The organism is Erythrobacter sp. QSSC1-22B (assembly GCF_001678665.1).
In the GTDB taxonomy this organism is placed as follows: domain Bacteria; phylum Pseudomonadota; class Alphaproteobacteria; order Sphingomonadales; family Sphingomonadaceae; genus Qipengyuania.
In genome coordinates this window covers 18,366-33,033 of sequence record NZ_LZRP01000004.1, presented here as the reverse complement: position 1 = coordinate 33,033, position 14,668 = coordinate 18,366, and the positions used below count along the sequence as shown (strand labels likewise).

The window sequence follows — 14,668 nt, the reverse complement described above, 5'->3', positions numbered from 1 at the left end:
GCCCGGGCAGTTCTCAACGGTCAATGCAGTCATGAGCTTTGGTGCTGTGCTCGGGATCGGCGAAGACCTTTATCCGCTGCCATGGCGCGCTCACGACTACGATACCGGTGAGGGCGGCTATCTGGTCGAGATCGACAAGGACAGGCTCAACGGGGCGCCTTCTTACAAGCGTGGCGCGGAGCCCGAGTTCACCCGTCAGTGTGGCGAACGGGTCTATGCCTATTATGGCGGTATGTACCGATTTTGCGCCAGGCGGAGCGGGCTGGACTTCGGAGCGTCCTGAACGCTGTCGCACCCCGTCTCGGCAAGCGAGATTGCCTCAGCCCTCACCGACAGATCGCTGCGTTTGCTCAGACGCCCTCTTCGCATTCGGTATCGTCTTTTGCAGTGAAGCCGAGCTTTGCGCGGTCGCCAGAGGCGGCGGGATATCCCTCATCCCGGGATGATCTCATCAAGGGTCAGAGATTGAATTCGATCGTGAGTTGGAGTTAGAAGGATCCCATTCGACAACGGACGTGCCGAGAGCTTGGCCTCCGCCCCTAGGCAACCTATTGAATGGTCCCATTAATGAGTGCCAAATCACCCACTGATCCACTGGACTTTCTTGCGGATGGTGGAACGATGGCGCAAATGATGCGGGAACTCGATCAGAGCAGTACCGCGCTCGGATCGCCGGTGAAATGGGCGGCCTCTCTCCAATCGGTCGTCTCTCTGATGGTGAATTCGCGCTTTCCCATGTTCGTCGCTTGGGGCGAAGAACTCAGCCTGCTCTACAACGATGCTTACGCGGCAATCCTGGGTGAGAAGCACCCCCGGGCGCTGGGACGACCGTTCGAGGAAGTCTGGAATGAAATCTGGGATGATCTAACCCCCTTGGTCGAAAGTGCTCTGCAAGGGCGGGCGTCGTGGCTCGAAGATTTGCCGCTTACGATGAACCGGCACGGCTATGACGAGGCAACCTGGTTCACATTTTCGTATTCTCCCGTGAGAGGCGAGAGCGGCGAGATATGTGGCCTTTTTTGCGCCTGTACCGAGACCACCGAGAAGGTGCTCGCGATCCGTAGCATCAAGGCCGAACGGGCGCGGCTCGAGAACCTCTTCGAGCAGGCGCCGGGCTTTATGGCGATGCTTTCGGAGCCGGAACATACCTTCGAATTCGTCAACAAGGCATATCAGCGATTGATCGGAGACCGGCCGGTGATCGGGCTGACAATCCGGGAGGCGCTTCCCGAGCTTGTGGATCAAGGCTTCTACGAACTGCTCGACACGGTTTACCAAAGCGGCCAGCCCTATATCGGTCGGCAGCAACCGGTCCGACTGCAGAGAACGACGGATGGGCCGATCGAGCAGGCCTACGTCGATTTTATCTATCAGCCTGTTAAGGACGCCGACGGAAAGGTTACCGGCATTTTCGCCGAAGGCTACGATGTCACGGAGCAGCGGACAGTTGAGGCGCGCCTCGAATCCCATGCCCGCACACTCGCCATCCTGAACCGGACGGGCACGGAACTCTCGTCCGAACTCGACCTCGATAAGGTTGTACGCCACGTGACCGATGCCGGGGTGGCGCTTACGGGCGCTCAGGTCGGAGCCTTTTTCTACAATACCAAGGATGCCGAGGGAGAGAAGCTTACCCTCTATCACCTCTCGGGTGCAGAGCGCTCCCAGTTCGACAAATTTGGGCCTCCGCGCGAAACCGACGTCTTCAATCCCGATGCCGAGAGCTCCGGCCTCGTTCGCTCCGCGGATATCACCAGCGACCCCCGCTACGGCAACACCGATCCCCCATTCGGTATTCCCGAGCATGATCTACCGGTAAGGAGCTATCTCTCGGTGCCGGTAAAGTCCCGGTCGGGCGAAGTGATCGGCGAACTGTTCTTCGGTCATGAAGAGCCCGCCATGTTCTCGGAGGCTCATGAGGAGTTGATCCTCGGTATTGCCTCCCAGGCCGCCAGTGCCTTCGACAATGCTCAGCTATACCGCGAAGCCGAGATGGAAATCGCTCAAAGGAAGAAGTTCGAGGCGCGGCAGGTCCTGCTTATCAACGAGCTCAACCATCGGGTGAAAAACACCCTGGCGATCGTGCAGGGATTGGCACAGCAATCCTTCAAAACGGACCTTCCGACCGAGGATGCAAAGGCATCCTTTGGAGCTCGGCTGAACGCGCTGGCCGCGGCGCACAGTTTGCTGACGCGCCAGAACTGGGAGGCGGCTCTTCTCTCGGAAACCATCCATGATGCAGTCACTGCGGCTGCTGGCGAGACCGCCAGCCGCATCGTCGCAGAAGGACCGGATGTCGTCCTGCCTCCGCAAACGGCAGTTACATGGGCGATGGCGATACATGAGCTGTGCACCAACGCGATCAAATACGGTGCGCTTTCAAACGAATCCGGCACCGTAACGGTGCGATGGAGCATTGCCGAGACAAAGGGCCGATCGCATTTGCACCTGGAATGGACGGAGGCTGGAGGCCCCGCAGTAACAGCTCCACCCAAAAGAGGCTTTGGATCGCGTATGATAGAAAGAGCGCTGGCGTCGGAATTGCAGGGCGACGTTACCCTCAATTACGAGCCGTCAGGAGTGCGGTGCGTCATCGACGCACCGCTGCCGCAACCAAAATGATTGAACGCACCTCCGCGCTCGTCCTCGAGGACGAACCGATCGTCGCCTTCGCGGTGGAAGATATGCTGATCGATCTGGGCTTCGATCCGGTGCACGTGGCCACGACCTTGGACGAAGCGTATCGATGTCTCGAAAAGTTCACTCCGGGCGCTGCGGTTCTGGATGTCAACATCAGGGGTGACCGAAGCTACGGCGTGGCAGAAGCTCTGGTCAGTCGGGGTGTGCCGTTTGTGTTCGCGACCGGATATGGCGAGGCCGAGCATCCCGAGGCATTCAGGGGTGTATCAACTTTGACCAAGCCCTACGATCAAGCCCAGCTCAATGCTGCGCTGGAAGCTTTTCTCTGATTGAAATCCAATTCGGCCAAGCCCGACGCCGCATCTCCTCGGCTTCACCGAGCAATCGCGGCCCGCGGTTGAAAGCGAGAGCGCTTGCCGCCCTGCTGCGCCAGCCTGCTTTTCCGACAAAGAAAAACCCCGCAAATCCAGCGATTTGCGGGGTTTTCGAATGGTGGGCGTAGAGAGAGTTGAACTCCCGGCCCCTGCGATGTCAACACAGTGCTCTACCACTGAGCTATACGCCCACGATATCGAATATATCGCAGCCCTGTAAGGGTGCTGCGACAGGCGGGCCGTTTAGCGAGAGGTCCTTGCACACGCAAGAGGTCATTCGCGTGAATTCGAAGCTTTGCCCGCAGAGGTCCGGCTAGAGGATCGCCGAGATCCGGTCTTCGAGCACGCGCTCGACCTCGAGCACCAGATCCTTGAGGTGGAAGGGCTTGGACAGCACCTTGGCCAGCGGCTGTTCGCGGCTGGCCTTGAGCGTCACCGCGGCGAAGCCGGTGATGAACATCACCTTCGTATCCGCGCTGATCTCGTTGCAGCGCTGCGCCAGCTCGATCCCGTCCATTTCGGGCATGACGATGTCGGACAGCAGCAGGTCGTAGTGCTTCGAATGGAGCAGCGGCAGTGCCGCGGTACCGCGGTCGACCGCATCGACTGCGAAGCCGGCTTTCTCCAGCGCGCGCACCAGATAGGACCGCATGGCATCGTCGTCTTCGGCGAGAAGGATTTGGGCGCGATGAAAATCTGTCATGCCGAATGCCATAGGCCATCCACCTTAAAAAAGCCTTGGAGGATTTGCACCTGTCCACCGCTGGGGCAGGTCTGCCGCGGGGAATGGTTTTGACTTGCGCCCGTGATCCGTCCAGCAACCGGGTATGGCATCATCGAGGATCATCGCCTGGCCGGTCTCCGGCACTTCCGAAGGCGGATGCATCCCCGGCACGCAGGACCCCGCCTTCACCCTGCACGTTCCCGAGCGGCTGACGCTGCCGATCGTGATCGCGGCGCCGCATGGCGGACGCCATTATCCACCCGGTATCGAGGCCACGATGCGCGAGCCCGAATGGTCGCAGCTGCGGCTGGAGGACCGTCTGGTCGACCGGCTGGCGCGCGAGGTGGCCGCGGCCAGCGGGGCGGCGCTGCTGGTGGCGCATGCACCGCGTGCGCTGCTCGACCTCAACCGTGCCCCCGACGATATCGACTGGTCGATGGTGCAGGGCGAGGGTGCACCCCGCGCCAACCGCCTGGCGAGTTCGGCCAATCGCCGGTCGCGCAACGGGTTGGGGCTGGTTCCACGGCGCCTTCCCGGGCTGGGCGAGATCTGGCGCGACGCGCTGACGCCAGCGGCGTTGACCGAGCGGATCGAAAGCATCCATCGGCCCTATCACGCTGCCTTGGGCGGTGTGCTCGAGCAGGTTCGCGACCAATGGGGCGCGGTGCTGTTGCTCGATCTGCATTCGATGCCGCCGCTCAAACCGCGCAGCGGGCAGGATCGACCGGCCGAATTCGTGATCGGCGATCGCTTCGGGTCATCCTGCAGCGACTTGCTTGCGGCCACTGCGCTGCGGCACCTTTCAGCGGCGGAGCGGCGGGTGGCGCACAACCGGCCCTATGCGGGAGGCTATGTCCTCGAACGCCACGGCTCGCCCCGCCGCGGGATCCACGCGCTGCAACTGGAGGTCTGCCGCACCGCCTATCTCGAAGCCGAATTGCGCGACGCCGGTCCGCGGTTTCCGGGGATGGTGCGGCTGCTGTCCGGGCTGGTGCGGGCGCTGGCGACCGAAACCGCCGCGCTCGGAGCGGACGGCAGGATGCGTCACGCCGCAGAGTAGGGGCTGCGCCCAAGAAAAAACCACCTCGCGCAAGAATGCACGAGGTGGCAAAGGTTCAGGGAGGGGGTGCATATCAATGCACCCGGCCGGGCAAGCTATGAGGGGGGATGCCGCCCGGCTCCCTGCAAGATGGCTGTGCTACCCGCCCGTTTCAAGTGGTCGGCACGGGGGAGTCGACGCCCGATCAGCGCACGCCCGCACCGTCCTGTCGCATCCGTTCCAGGGCCGGTGTCGGGCGGGGCGAAGCCTCGCCTAGTTGACGCTCTGCGGGGCGGGTGCCGAAGCGGCAGCCGGAGCCGTACCCTGCTGCACCTGGCGCGAGAAGATCGTGCGCATCAGGTCGAGCGAGAAGATATGGGCATGGATCAGCAGCAGGAGCCCGTTCTGGTTCCAGGTGCGCAGCTGGTCGCCGCGAACTTCGAGCAGCTTCTCCTGATTGACCATCTGGAAGCCGCGATAGATGTAGGGCTTGTCCGGATTGTCCTGCTGCTGGATCGAAATCTCGCCATCCATCAACAAATCGTGCTTCTTGAGCTCGTCGATGAACGCCTTGGTGCGCTGGCCCGACTGCTCGAACTGCTCGCAGAATTCGAGGATCCGCTTGGTGTTGTCCGAGGCCTGGCCTTCGTCGTTGAACAGCGCTTCGCCTTCCTCGAACTCGCCGATGGCCTCGCTGGTCGGGTCGAAGCAGAGCGAGAGCTCGTCCTTGTCCTGCTGGAGCTTGGCGAGCATGAAGGGATAGCGGCGGATATAGGCTGGCAGATAGACCGGCTCGTTGATCTTGCCCTTGTCGTCGACGAAGGTGTTCACGCCCTCGTTCATGCCCATCAGCGCCAGCGGCAGCGGATTGTCGCCGGATGAGAACACGATCGGATAATTGCGCTGAGCCTGGACGAATTCGTCCACCGTCAGCGGGATCGCGTGCGCCTTCTTCATGAAGTCCGCGCTGTCGAGCGAGCGCGTGCGCCATTTCTCGTGGTCGCGGCTGTTGAGCGGCATGAGGTCGTTGTAGAACAGGGGCAGGCTGGGCTGCGGCGCGCTGGCCATGAAGCGTCTCCGGATCGAGCTGGAATGTCGTTTGCGTCTCCCGGACGGATCCGGGAGACGCGTGGAAATAGGGCGCTTTAGGCGTTGCCGTTCGCGCGTGCAACCCGGACCAGCTTGCCCGGATTGAGGAGGCCGTGGGGGTCGAGCGCTTGCTTGACCGCACGCATCATCGCGAGCGCCACCGGATCGCCCAGCCGCTCCAGCTCTTCTACCTTGACCTGGCCGATCCCGTGCTCGGCGCTGATCGATCCACCCCATCGGGTGACGAGGTCGTGGACGAAACCGCTGATCGCCTGGCCCTGATCACGTTCCCACTCGCCGCGCACGGCACCGGGTGGGGCGAGGACGTGATAATGCACATTGCCGTCGCCGAGATGGCCGAAGGCGATCGCGCTGGTGCCAGGAAAGCGCGCTTCGACCTGTGGGATGGTTGCTGCGACGAAGTCGGCCATGCTCGCCACCGGCACCGAGATATCGTGCTGCATCGCCGGGCCGATCGCGCGTTCGGCCGGCGATATCGAATCGCGCAAGAGCCAGAACGCTTCGGCCTGGGTTTCGCTGGCGGCGATGGTGGCGTCCTCGATCGATCCGAGACCGAGCGCCTGATCGAGCACGCTTTCCGCCAGCGGTTGCAAGCGCTCGGCCTCACCGGCTTCGGCAACCAGCTCGATCAGCGCATGCCAGGCATGCTCGCCCTGCAGCGGCGCGCGAGCGTCGGGCAAATGATCGAGCACCGCGGCGAGCGAATGGGCGGGGATCACTTCGAAGCCCTCCAGAAACTCACCCGCTTCTTTCTGAGCGAGAAGCAGCAATTGTCGCGCCTGGGCAATCGACGACAGTCCGGCCCAGATAACCAGCCGGCCGCCGGTCTCGGGCAGCAGCCGCAGACTGGCCGCGGTCACGATCCCCAGCGTCCCTTCGGAACCGATCAGCAATTGTTTGAGATCGAAACCGCGATTGTCCTTTTTGAGCGGGGTCAGCGAATCGAAAATGCTGCCATCGGCGAGCACGGCTTCCAGCCCCAGAACTTGCGCGCGCATCGTGCCATGGCGCAGCACCTGAGTCCCGCCGGCATTGGTGGATACCAGACCTCCGATCGTCGCCGAGCCCTTGCCGCCCAGCGTCAGTGGAAACCGCAGGCGCTCCGCCGCGGCGGCGTCGTGCAGGTCCTGGAGGATGACGCCCGCCTCGCAGACGATCTCCCTACCAGCGGTGTCGAATGTGCGGATGGCATCCATCCGCCGAAGGCTCAGCAGCAGGGCACCGCCGCTTCGGTCTGGCGTCGCGCCGCCCGACATGCCGCTGTTGCCGCCCTGCGCGACGATCGGCACCCGATGCGCGGCGCACAATTTCACCAGCGCGCTCACCTCTCCAGTGTTGCGCGGAGACGCAAGGCCGATGGCGGCACCCGTGTAGCGGCCGCGCCAGTCGGTCAGCCACGGCTCCACCAGTTCGGGATCGCGGGTGAAGCCGCGTTCGCCCAGCAGCTCGGCGATGGCAGCAAGAAAGGGGCGATTCGCTTCGGGTTCGGCAGCCATGGTGGCTCTCATGCCACATCCGCGGGTTTGCCCGCCACCATTTGTCCCCGCACTTGTCAAAGGCCAGTGAGGGATTAAGCCGCTATTCAAGCAGGGAAGGCCAGCAGCGGGTTTCATCGACCGCGCCGCAACCGGCGTGGTCAGGGAGCATAGTCCGATTACGCAATGAATTCGCTTGCCGTCATCCTCGCGTCTTTCGGGCTGGTGTTTCCCGTCGCGAGCGCTCCGTTTCATCCGGATGCGCTGGAGGATCAGCGCGTGCGTCTGACCGAAGAGGCAGCTTTGACGAGCCTCTCGCAGGGCCGGGCGATACGCCTGCTGCCCGCCGCCTATCTGCCTTTTCTTGCGCCGCAGCAGCCCCCGGTTTTCGAACAGGTGCGGATCGAACGGCGGGTGACCGTCCGGATCGCCCCGCGGCCCGGTCCGGTGCGCGAGAATCTGGTGACCAGCCTGGCACCGCGCGGTTCGCAGCCGCGCTATCTGGAACGCCCCATCGGCGATTGCCTGCCGGTGCAGAGCATCGCCGGCGTCCATGCCGAAGGCAGCAATCGTCTGCTGCTGTTCCTGCGCGACCGGCGGCTGATTTCCGCCACGCTGGAAAAAGCTTGTTCGGCTCGGGACTTCTATTCGGGCTTCTACATGGAAAACAGCCGGGACGGGCAGCTTTGCGTCGATCGCGACCAGTTGCACGCCCGCAGCGGCGCGAAGTGCGAAGTGGCGCGGCTGAGCCAATTGGTCAGAGTAATCGAATAGCCACGATTTGCCATCGGCCCACACCGTGAATTCTTGACTTTGGCGCGCTTTCCGGCGATGGGCGCGGCGCTTGCGCTGCATTTGTAGCCTCGGCGCACAATACTCCTGACCATTATCGGACTCCGCGAAACCGCATGACCTTTGCCGACCTCGGCCTCTCCCCGACCTTGCTGAAAGCGGTGGAATCCGCTGGCTATACCGTACCCACCGACATCCAGGCCCAAGCGATTCCGCCGATCCTGATGATGAAGGACATCGTCGGTATCGCTCAGACCGGCACCGGCAAGACCGCCAGCTTCGTCCTGCCGATGATCGACATCATGGCGAGCGGTCGGCGCCGGGCGCTGATGCCGCGTTCGCTGATTCTCGCACCCACGCGCGAACTCGCGGCGCAGGTTGCTGAGAATTTCGAGAAATACGGCAAGAACCACGATCTCAAGCTCGCGCTGCTGATCGGCGGCGTGCAGATGGGCGACCAGATCAAGGCCCTCAACGAGGGCGTGGATGTGCTGATCGCGACTCCGGGCCGATTGATGGACCTGTTCGAGCGCGGCAAGATCCTGCTCAACGGCTGCGAATTGCTGGTCATCGACGAGGCCGATCGGATGCTCGACATGGGGTTCATTCCCGATATCGAGTTCATCTGTTCCAAGCTGCCCGAGCAGCGCCAGACGATGCTGTTCTCGGCCACAATGCCGCCGCCGATCGAGAAGCTCTCGAAGAAATTCATGAACAATCCCAAGCGGATCGAGGTCAGTCGCGCGGCGTCCACCAACAAGGACATCACCGCCTTCAAGATCCAGGTGTCGGCGCGCAAGAAGCGCGAGACGCTGGAATGGCTGCTCCGCAACGATCATGTCGAAACCGCGATCGTGTTTTCCAACCGCAAGACCACGGTGCGCGAGCTCAACAAGCATCTGCAGCGCGAAGGTTTCTCCAGTGGCGAAATCCACGGCGATATCGACCAGTCGACCCGGATTCAGGAACTCGACCGGTTCAAGTCGGGCGATATCAACATCCTCGTCGCCAGCGATGTCGCGGCACGCGGGCTCGACATCAAGGGTGTCAGCCACATCTTCAACTACGACACGCCGTGGCATCCCGACGATTACGTCCACCGTATCGGTCGCACCGGGCGGGCGGGTGCCAAGGGACGGGCCTTCACCTTCGTCACCGACGATGACGCCGAGGCGATCGACAATGTCGAGAAACTGACCGGTCACAAGATCCCGGTGTTCGGCAAGGACGACGTCCGGGTCGCACTCAAGGGCAGCGCGCCCAAGCAGACCGGCGAGAAGCCGGCGGCCGACAAGCCTGCTGCGAAGACCGCAGCCGAAGACAAGCCTGCCGACGACAAGCCTGCCGGGGAAAAGCCGCGGCGGGCGCGCAAGCCGCGCGCCGGAGCCGAGGCTCCCCGTCAGGAAGCTCCGCAGGAAGCTCCGTCTGAAAACGAGCCAGAGCCGATCGCCGCGCAGGTCGAGCCCCGCAAGGAACGTCCCGCCAAGCCGCGGCGCGAACGTGCCCCGCGCGCGCCCAGGGATGAGCCCAAGGTAGCCGCAAAGCCGGCATCCCGCGAGCGCAAGGACGAACCGGCCGCCGACGGCGAATGGAACGGCCCTCGTCCCGATTTCCTCGGTGTGGGTTTCCGCTGAGCGCCAGCCGCGCTGACCGCTAGCCCTGTTACTCGGCCAGCTTGACGAAGCTGTCGAGCACCCGCTTGGTGCCTGCCTTCTCGAACGCGATCTCAAGCTTGTTGCCGTCCTGACCGGCCACGTTCCCGTAACCGAATTTGTCGTGGAAGACGCGCGCGCCGATGGCGATGTCGCTGCGTGGTTTGGCGGCGAAGCTGGCGGCGCTGCGCTTGCTCTCCGCGATCCTGACCGGCTTGCCGTCATAGCCCGTCGCCAAGGCCCGCTGCCAGCCGGGCCCGCGCGTCGCCGATTTGTCGGGGCGGGCGGTCGAGACATGGGCGAAGGGATCCTCCTGCTCGCTCCAGTTGGCGCGCCATAGCGAGGCCCCGCCCGCGAGAGTGGTTTCCTGCTCGACATGCTCGGCGGGCAATTCCTCGATGAAGCGGCTGGGGATCGAACTGGTCCACTGCCCGTAGATCCGCCGGTTGGCGGCGTGGAGGATGGTGCAGCGGCGCTTGGCGCGGGTGATCGCGACATAGGCCAGCCGGCGCTCTTCCTCGAGGCTGGCGAGACCGCCTTCGTCGAGCGAGCGCTGGCTCGGGAAGACGCCTTCCTCCCAGCCGGGCAGGAAGACATGATCGAACTCGAGGCCCTTGGCGGCGTGCATCGTCATGATGGTCACCTTTTCGCCCTGGTCGCGCCTGTCGTTTTCCATCACGAGGCTCACATGCTCGAGGAAATCGGTGAGCGTGTCGTAATCCTCCATCGCCCGAGCAAGCTCCGAGAGGTTCTCCAGCCGCCCCGCGCTTTCCGGGCCGCGATCCTTCTGCAGCATGTCCTCGTAACCGCTCTCGGTCACGACCCGGCGCAGCAGATTGGCCGAGGACTCCTTGTGCGCGCCCTCACGCCACAGCAGGAACTGCTGGAGCATGCCCTTGAGGGAATTGCGGGCGCGGGCGGGAAGCTCATCGCTGTCGCACAGGTCGATCGAGGCGGCGGCGAGCGGCATGCCCGTGCGTTTCGCGTGGCGCCGCATGGCTTCGAGCGTCTTCGCTCCAAGCCCGCGTTTGGGCTGGTTGTAGATACGCTCGAAGGCGAGATCGTCCGCCGGTTGCTCGATCACGCGGAGATAGGCGAGAGCGTCGCGAATTTCGGCGCGTTCGTAGAAGCGGAACCCACCGATGATGCGGTAGCCGAGGCCGATCTGGATGAAACGGTCCTCGATCTCGCGGGTCTGGTATTGCGCGCGGACCAGGATCGCCACTTCGTCGAGCGAGGCGCCCTCGCGTTCGAGGCGTTCGATATCCTCGCCCAGCCGCCGGGCTTCCTCGGGCCCGTCCCAGACCCCGATGGCTTTGATCTTGTCGCCTGGAGGCAAATCGGTCCATAGCGTCTTGCCCAGCCGCTGGCTGTTGGCATCGATCAACCCGGATGCGGCGGCAAGGATCTGCGGTGTGGAGCGATAGTTCTGCTCCAGCTTGATCACCGCCGCGCCGGGGAAATCCTTCTCGAACTTGAGGATGTTCGCGACCTCGGCGCCGCGCCACGAATAGATCGACTGGTCGTCGTCGCCCACCACGCAGATGTTGCGGCGCTGCTGCGCCAGCAAACGGAGCCACAGATACTGGACCTGATTGGTGTCCTGATATTCGTCGACCAGGATGTATTTGAAGCGCCGCTGATACTGCTCAAGCACATCGCGGTGGCGGCGCAATATGTTGAGCATGTGCAGCAGCAGGTCGCCGAAATCGCAGGCGTTGAGCGTCTTCAACCGCGCCTGATAGAGCGCGTAGAACTCCTTCCCGCGACCGTTGGCATAGGTCTCGTTCTCGACCGCATCGAGATCGCCGGGGTTGAGCCCGCGGTTTTTCCAGCGATCGAGCAGGCTGGCGAGCTGGCGCGGCGGCCAGCGTTTTTCGTCGAGTTCGGCCTCGCGGATCAGCTGCTTGAGCAGCCGCAGCTGATCGTCGGTATCGATGATGGTGTAATTGCTCTGCAATCCGACCAGTTCGGCATGGCGGCGCAGCATCTTGGCGCCGATCGAGTGGAAGGTGCCCAGCCACGGCATCCCCTCGACCGCATCGCCGATGTGCCTGCCGACCCGTTCGCGCATCTCGCGCGCGGCCTTGTTGGTGAAGGTGACGCAGAGAATCTCGCTCGGCCAGGCGCGCCTTGTGGCGATCAGATGCGCCAGCCGCGCCGTCAGCGCGGCGGTCTTGCCGGTCCCGGCGCCCGCCAGCATCAGCACCGGGCCTTCGGTGGTCAGCACCGCATCCTTCTGCGGCCCATTGAGATTTTGCGCATAGGCGGGCAGCGCGCCGGGGCTGGCGGGCGGCGGAGAGGTTTCGTGCGAAGTCATGATCTGGGCGAACAGGTAGGGAACGGCCGCCACGGAAGCAAGAGCCACGGAACCCTTGCACTTGTTCAGCGTAGAGAATGGGACAGTAACAGATTTGGAGACAGTCCTATGCGTAATCTCATTCTCGCCGGCGCGGCTGCGCTGGCATTCTCTGCCGCTCCTGCGATGGCCCAAGATATGGCTCAGGACATGGATGCCGGAGCATACAATATGAGCCCGGCCCAGCAGCAGATGTTCATGAGCTGGGAAGACGATCAGCGGATCGCCTACACGCGTTGGCCAATCAACGTTCAGGAATACTACTGGACTTTGAACGAAGACCAGACGCGCGGCTGGTGGGTACTCACCGACGAGCAGCGTGTGCAGATTGAGGGGCTGGCGCCGCAGCAGCGCGCTGCCGCCTGGACCGCAATCATGAACCAAATGACCGGCGCGACCACGATGCCGGCCACCCAGGCCGCTTCGAGCGCTCGAACCACCACGGCACCACGAGCGGCAACCGCCATGTCGGGGAATATCCAGTACCGGAGTACAGAGCGGGTTCAAGCTACTCCGGGCGATCAAGGCCCCCCCACCGGTGAAGTGCCGATCTGTTCTGCGAACGAACAGGACAATTGCATCAACGCATGGGAAGCGGGCAAGCGGGGCCCTGGCGTCGCCCGGCCTTTGGACTATTGGCCGGGTCAACCTGCCAGCGAAATGTAAGCTTGCGTGACACGTAAGAAAAAGGGCGGCACCGCGCATGCGGTGCCGCCCTTTTCTATTGCCCTGCGCATGTGCATACCTGCGGCTGAACCATCGAGGAGGGTCGATCGTGCTGACCGGGGGATGCCATTGCGGCGCGATTCGCTATGAAATTTCCGGCGAGCCGCTCAACCATTCGCTATGCCACTGTGTGGACTGCCGCCGGACCGCGGGCGCAGCGATGGTCGGCTGGGCGATGATGGCGCAGGAGCAACTTGCGCTCTCTGGCGAGCCATCGACCTACGCCTCGTCCGAGCACGCACGGCGACATTTTTGCATCCAGTGCGGGACGGGTCTGTTCTACACCAATGCCGAAATGCTTCCCGGGCTGGTCGATGTGCAGTCCGCCACGCTCGACGAACCGAATGAGCTCCCGGCGCAGGCGCATATTCAGACTGCAGAGCGGCTTTCGTGGATGGCTGAAGCGCATCGCCTGCCCAAATTCGAGCGCTTTCCGCCGCAACAGTGAGCTAGCTGGCGAGCCGCAGGAAGGTCAGCTTGGCCTTGCCGACGCGGCGTTCCGCCTCGATCTCGAGTTGCTTGATCGCCACGATTTCGTCGGCGCCGGTCTCGAGCACGATCCAGCTCGAGGCGTCGAACCAGCCGTAGCGCATCATCCGGTCGAGCGCGACCTGGCCCGCGCCGGTGCCATAGGGCGGATCGAGCAGGATAAGGTCGTGAGCCGAACGCGCGGCGCCGAGCGCCATCACCGAGCCCGCCTGCACACTGGTTCGGCTGCGCGCATCGAAGGCCGCGATGTTGGTGCGGATCGCCTTGAGCGCTTCGGGCTCCTGCTCGACGAACAGGCAATGCGCCGCACCGCGTGACAGCGCTTCCATCCCGAGAGCGCCCGAACCCGCGAACAGATCGGCGACCGACAGCCCCTCGAAGCTCCCGAGCCGGCTGGTCAGCATGTTGAACAGCGTTTCACGTGTCCGGTCTGCGGTCGGACGCGTGGTTTCGCCCTTGGGAGAGACCAACTTGCGCCCGCGCCAGGCGCCCGCGACGATTCTCATGCCTGCGGCTTTGGTTTCTTGGGCTTGGGCAAGGTGCCCATGAAGCGTTCCACATCCGCGTGGCGGATCTGGACCGCCTGCCCGCGCGGCAGATCGGCGAGATCGAAGGGGCCATAGCCGGTGCGCAGCAGGCGGCTCACCTCGAGCCCGAGATGTTCGAGCACGTTGCGCACTTCGCGGTTCTTGCCCTCGGTCAGCGTCAGGACGATCCAGCGGTTGCGACCCGAACCGCGCTCGAGATCGGCTTCGATGCTGCCATAGCGCATGCCGTCGATCTCGACCCCGTGCGAGAGGTCGTCGAGCTGCGCCTGGGTGATATCGCCGAATGCGCGCGCGCGATAGGTGCGCGGGATGCCGGACGAGGGCAGCTCCATCGCCCGCTTGAGCTCGCCGTCATTGGTGAGCAGCAGCAGGCCTTCGGTGGTGAAATCGAGCCGGCCCACCGGCATCAGCCGCGGTGTGCCCTTGGGCAGCGCGTTGCGCAGCGCGTCGTAGATCGTCGGACGTCCGGCGGGGTCGCGTTCGGCGGTAATCAGGCCCGAGGGCTTGTGAAAGGCGTAGAGCCTGGCTTCCTCGGCCCTGCCGACCGGTTTGCCGTCCACAGTCACGCCGCGCAAATTGAGCAGCTTGACCGCGGGGGTGTCGAGGACCTTGCCCTCGATCGCGACCCGACCATCGGCAATCATACGCTCGATCTCACGGCGGCTCGCCACGCCGGCGCGCGCGAGCAGCTTGGCGATCCGGTCACCGGCTTCGGGCAGTCTTTCGGCCATCTGCGCGCC

14 protein-coding genes and 1 tRNA gene are annotated in these 14,668 nt (G+C 63.6%); 8 read left to right on the top strand and 7 right to left on the bottom strand.

Going from position 1 to position 14,668, the window contains the following annotated elements; all coding sequences use genetic code 11:
• Positions 1–31: 31 nt before the first annotated feature.
• The 3 genes from A9995_RS07865 (at position 32) to A9995_RS07855 (ending at position 2,969) form a co-directional block, all read left to right on the top strand.
• The gene (locus A9995_RS07865) at positions 32–283 is read left to right on the top strand and encodes a hypothetical protein (RefSeq protein WP_067611136.1); all 252 of its coding nucleotides are present in this window, start codon (positions 32–34) and stop codon (positions 281–283) included.
• A gap of 284 nt (positions 284–567) precedes the next feature.
• On the top strand, positions 568–2,622 hold the full coding sequence (locus A9995_RS07860) for an HWE histidine kinase domain-containing protein (RefSeq protein WP_168157361.1): 2,055 nt from the start codon (positions 568–570) through the stop codon (positions 2,620–2,622).
• Positions 2,619–2,969: a response regulator gene (locus A9995_RS07855; protein WP_067611130.1), complete on the top strand. Its 351-nt coding sequence runs from the start codon at positions 2,619–2,621 to the stop codon at positions 2,967–2,969. Before A9995_RS07860 ends, A9995_RS07855 begins: the two co-directional genes overlap by 4 nt.
• Before the next feature lie 161 nt (positions 2,970–3,130).
• Here A9995_RS07855 and A9995_RS07850 read toward each other — a convergent pair.
• Positions 3,131–3,205: transfer RNA gene (locus A9995_RS07850), tRNA-Val, on the bottom strand.
• A gap of 122 nt (positions 3,206–3,327) precedes the next feature.
• Positions 3,328–3,717, bottom strand: coding sequence for a cell cycle two-component system response regulator CpdR (gene cpdR, locus A9995_RS07845; RefSeq protein WP_067611773.1), 390 nt, complete (start codon positions 3,715–3,717; stop codon positions 3,328–3,330).
• 124 nt (positions 3,718–3,841) lie between these two features.
• Between cpdR and A9995_RS07840 the strand changes: the two genes are divergently transcribed.
• A complete protein-coding gene (locus A9995_RS07840) occupies positions 3,842–4,798 on the top strand; it encodes an N-formylglutamate amidohydrolase (RefSeq protein ID WP_067611127.1) in 957 nt (318 codons plus the stop codon).
• Between the two features lie 252 nt (positions 4,799–5,050).
• Here A9995_RS07840 and A9995_RS07835 read toward each other — a convergent pair whose 3' ends face one another.
• A complete protein-coding gene (locus A9995_RS07835; protein ID WP_067611124.1) occupies positions 5,051–5,845 on the bottom strand; it encodes a SapC family protein in 795 nt (264 codons plus the stop codon).
• A gap of 77 nt (positions 5,846–5,922) precedes the next feature.
• A complete protein-coding gene (locus A9995_RS07830) occupies positions 5,923–7,395 on the bottom strand; it encodes an FAD-binding oxidoreductase (protein WP_233998134.1) in 1,473 nt (490 codons plus the stop codon).
• 153 nt (positions 7,396–7,548) lie between these two features.
• On the opposite strand from A9995_RS07830, the gene A9995_RS07825 reads away from it, so the two are divergent.
• Positions 7,549–8,136 carry a hypothetical protein gene (locus A9995_RS07825; RefSeq protein WP_067611118.1) on the top strand — a complete coding sequence of 196 codons (588 nt, stop codon included), beginning with the start codon at positions 7,549–7,551 and terminating at the stop codon, positions 8,134–8,136.
• Between the two features lie 134 nt (positions 8,137–8,270).
• On the top strand, positions 8,271–9,788 hold the full coding sequence (locus A9995_RS07820) for a DEAD/DEAH box helicase (protein WP_067611115.1): 1,518 nt from the start codon (positions 8,271–8,273) through the stop codon (positions 9,786–9,788).
• Between the two features lie 28 nt (positions 9,789–9,816).
• Here the strand turns inward: A9995_RS07820 and A9995_RS07815 are convergent, their stop codons facing one another.
• Positions 9,817–12,126: an ATP-dependent helicase gene (locus A9995_RS07815; protein ID WP_067611770.1), complete on the bottom strand. Its 2,310-nt coding sequence runs from the start codon at positions 12,124–12,126 to the stop codon at positions 9,817–9,819.
• A 108-nt stretch (positions 12,127–12,234) separates the two neighbouring features.
• Here A9995_RS07815 and A9995_RS16625 point away from each other — a divergent pair, with 108 nt between their 5' ends.
• Both A9995_RS16625 and A9995_RS07805 read left to right on the top strand, forming a co-directional pair.
• Entirely contained in the window at positions 12,235–12,831 is a 597-nt protein-coding gene (locus A9995_RS16625; protein WP_199797235.1) for a hypothetical protein, read from the top strand.
• 109 nt (positions 12,832–12,940) lie between these two features.
• The gene (locus tag A9995_RS07805; protein WP_067611112.1) at positions 12,941–13,339 is read left to right on the top strand and encodes a GFA family protein; all 399 of its coding nucleotides are present in this window, start codon (positions 12,941–12,943) and stop codon (positions 13,337–13,339) included.
• Position 13,340: 1 nt separating this feature from the next.
• Here A9995_RS07805 and rsmD read toward each other — a convergent pair whose 3' ends face one another.
• Both rsmD and A9995_RS07795 read right to left on the bottom strand, forming a co-directional pair.
• Positions 13,341–13,886: a 16S rRNA (guanine(966)-N(2))-methyltransferase RsmD gene (rsmD, locus tag A9995_RS07800; RefSeq protein WP_067611109.1), complete on the bottom strand. Its 546-nt coding sequence runs from the start codon at positions 13,884–13,886 to the stop codon at positions 13,341–13,343.
• Positions 13,883–14,659 carry a pseudouridine synthase gene (locus A9995_RS07795; RefSeq protein WP_067611106.1) on the bottom strand — a complete coding sequence of 259 codons (777 nt, stop codon included), beginning with the start codon at positions 14,657–14,659 and terminating at the stop codon, positions 13,883–13,885. The genes rsmD and A9995_RS07795 overlap by 4 nt, the downstream gene beginning before the upstream one ends.
• Positions 14,660–14,668: the final 9 nt, after the last annotated feature.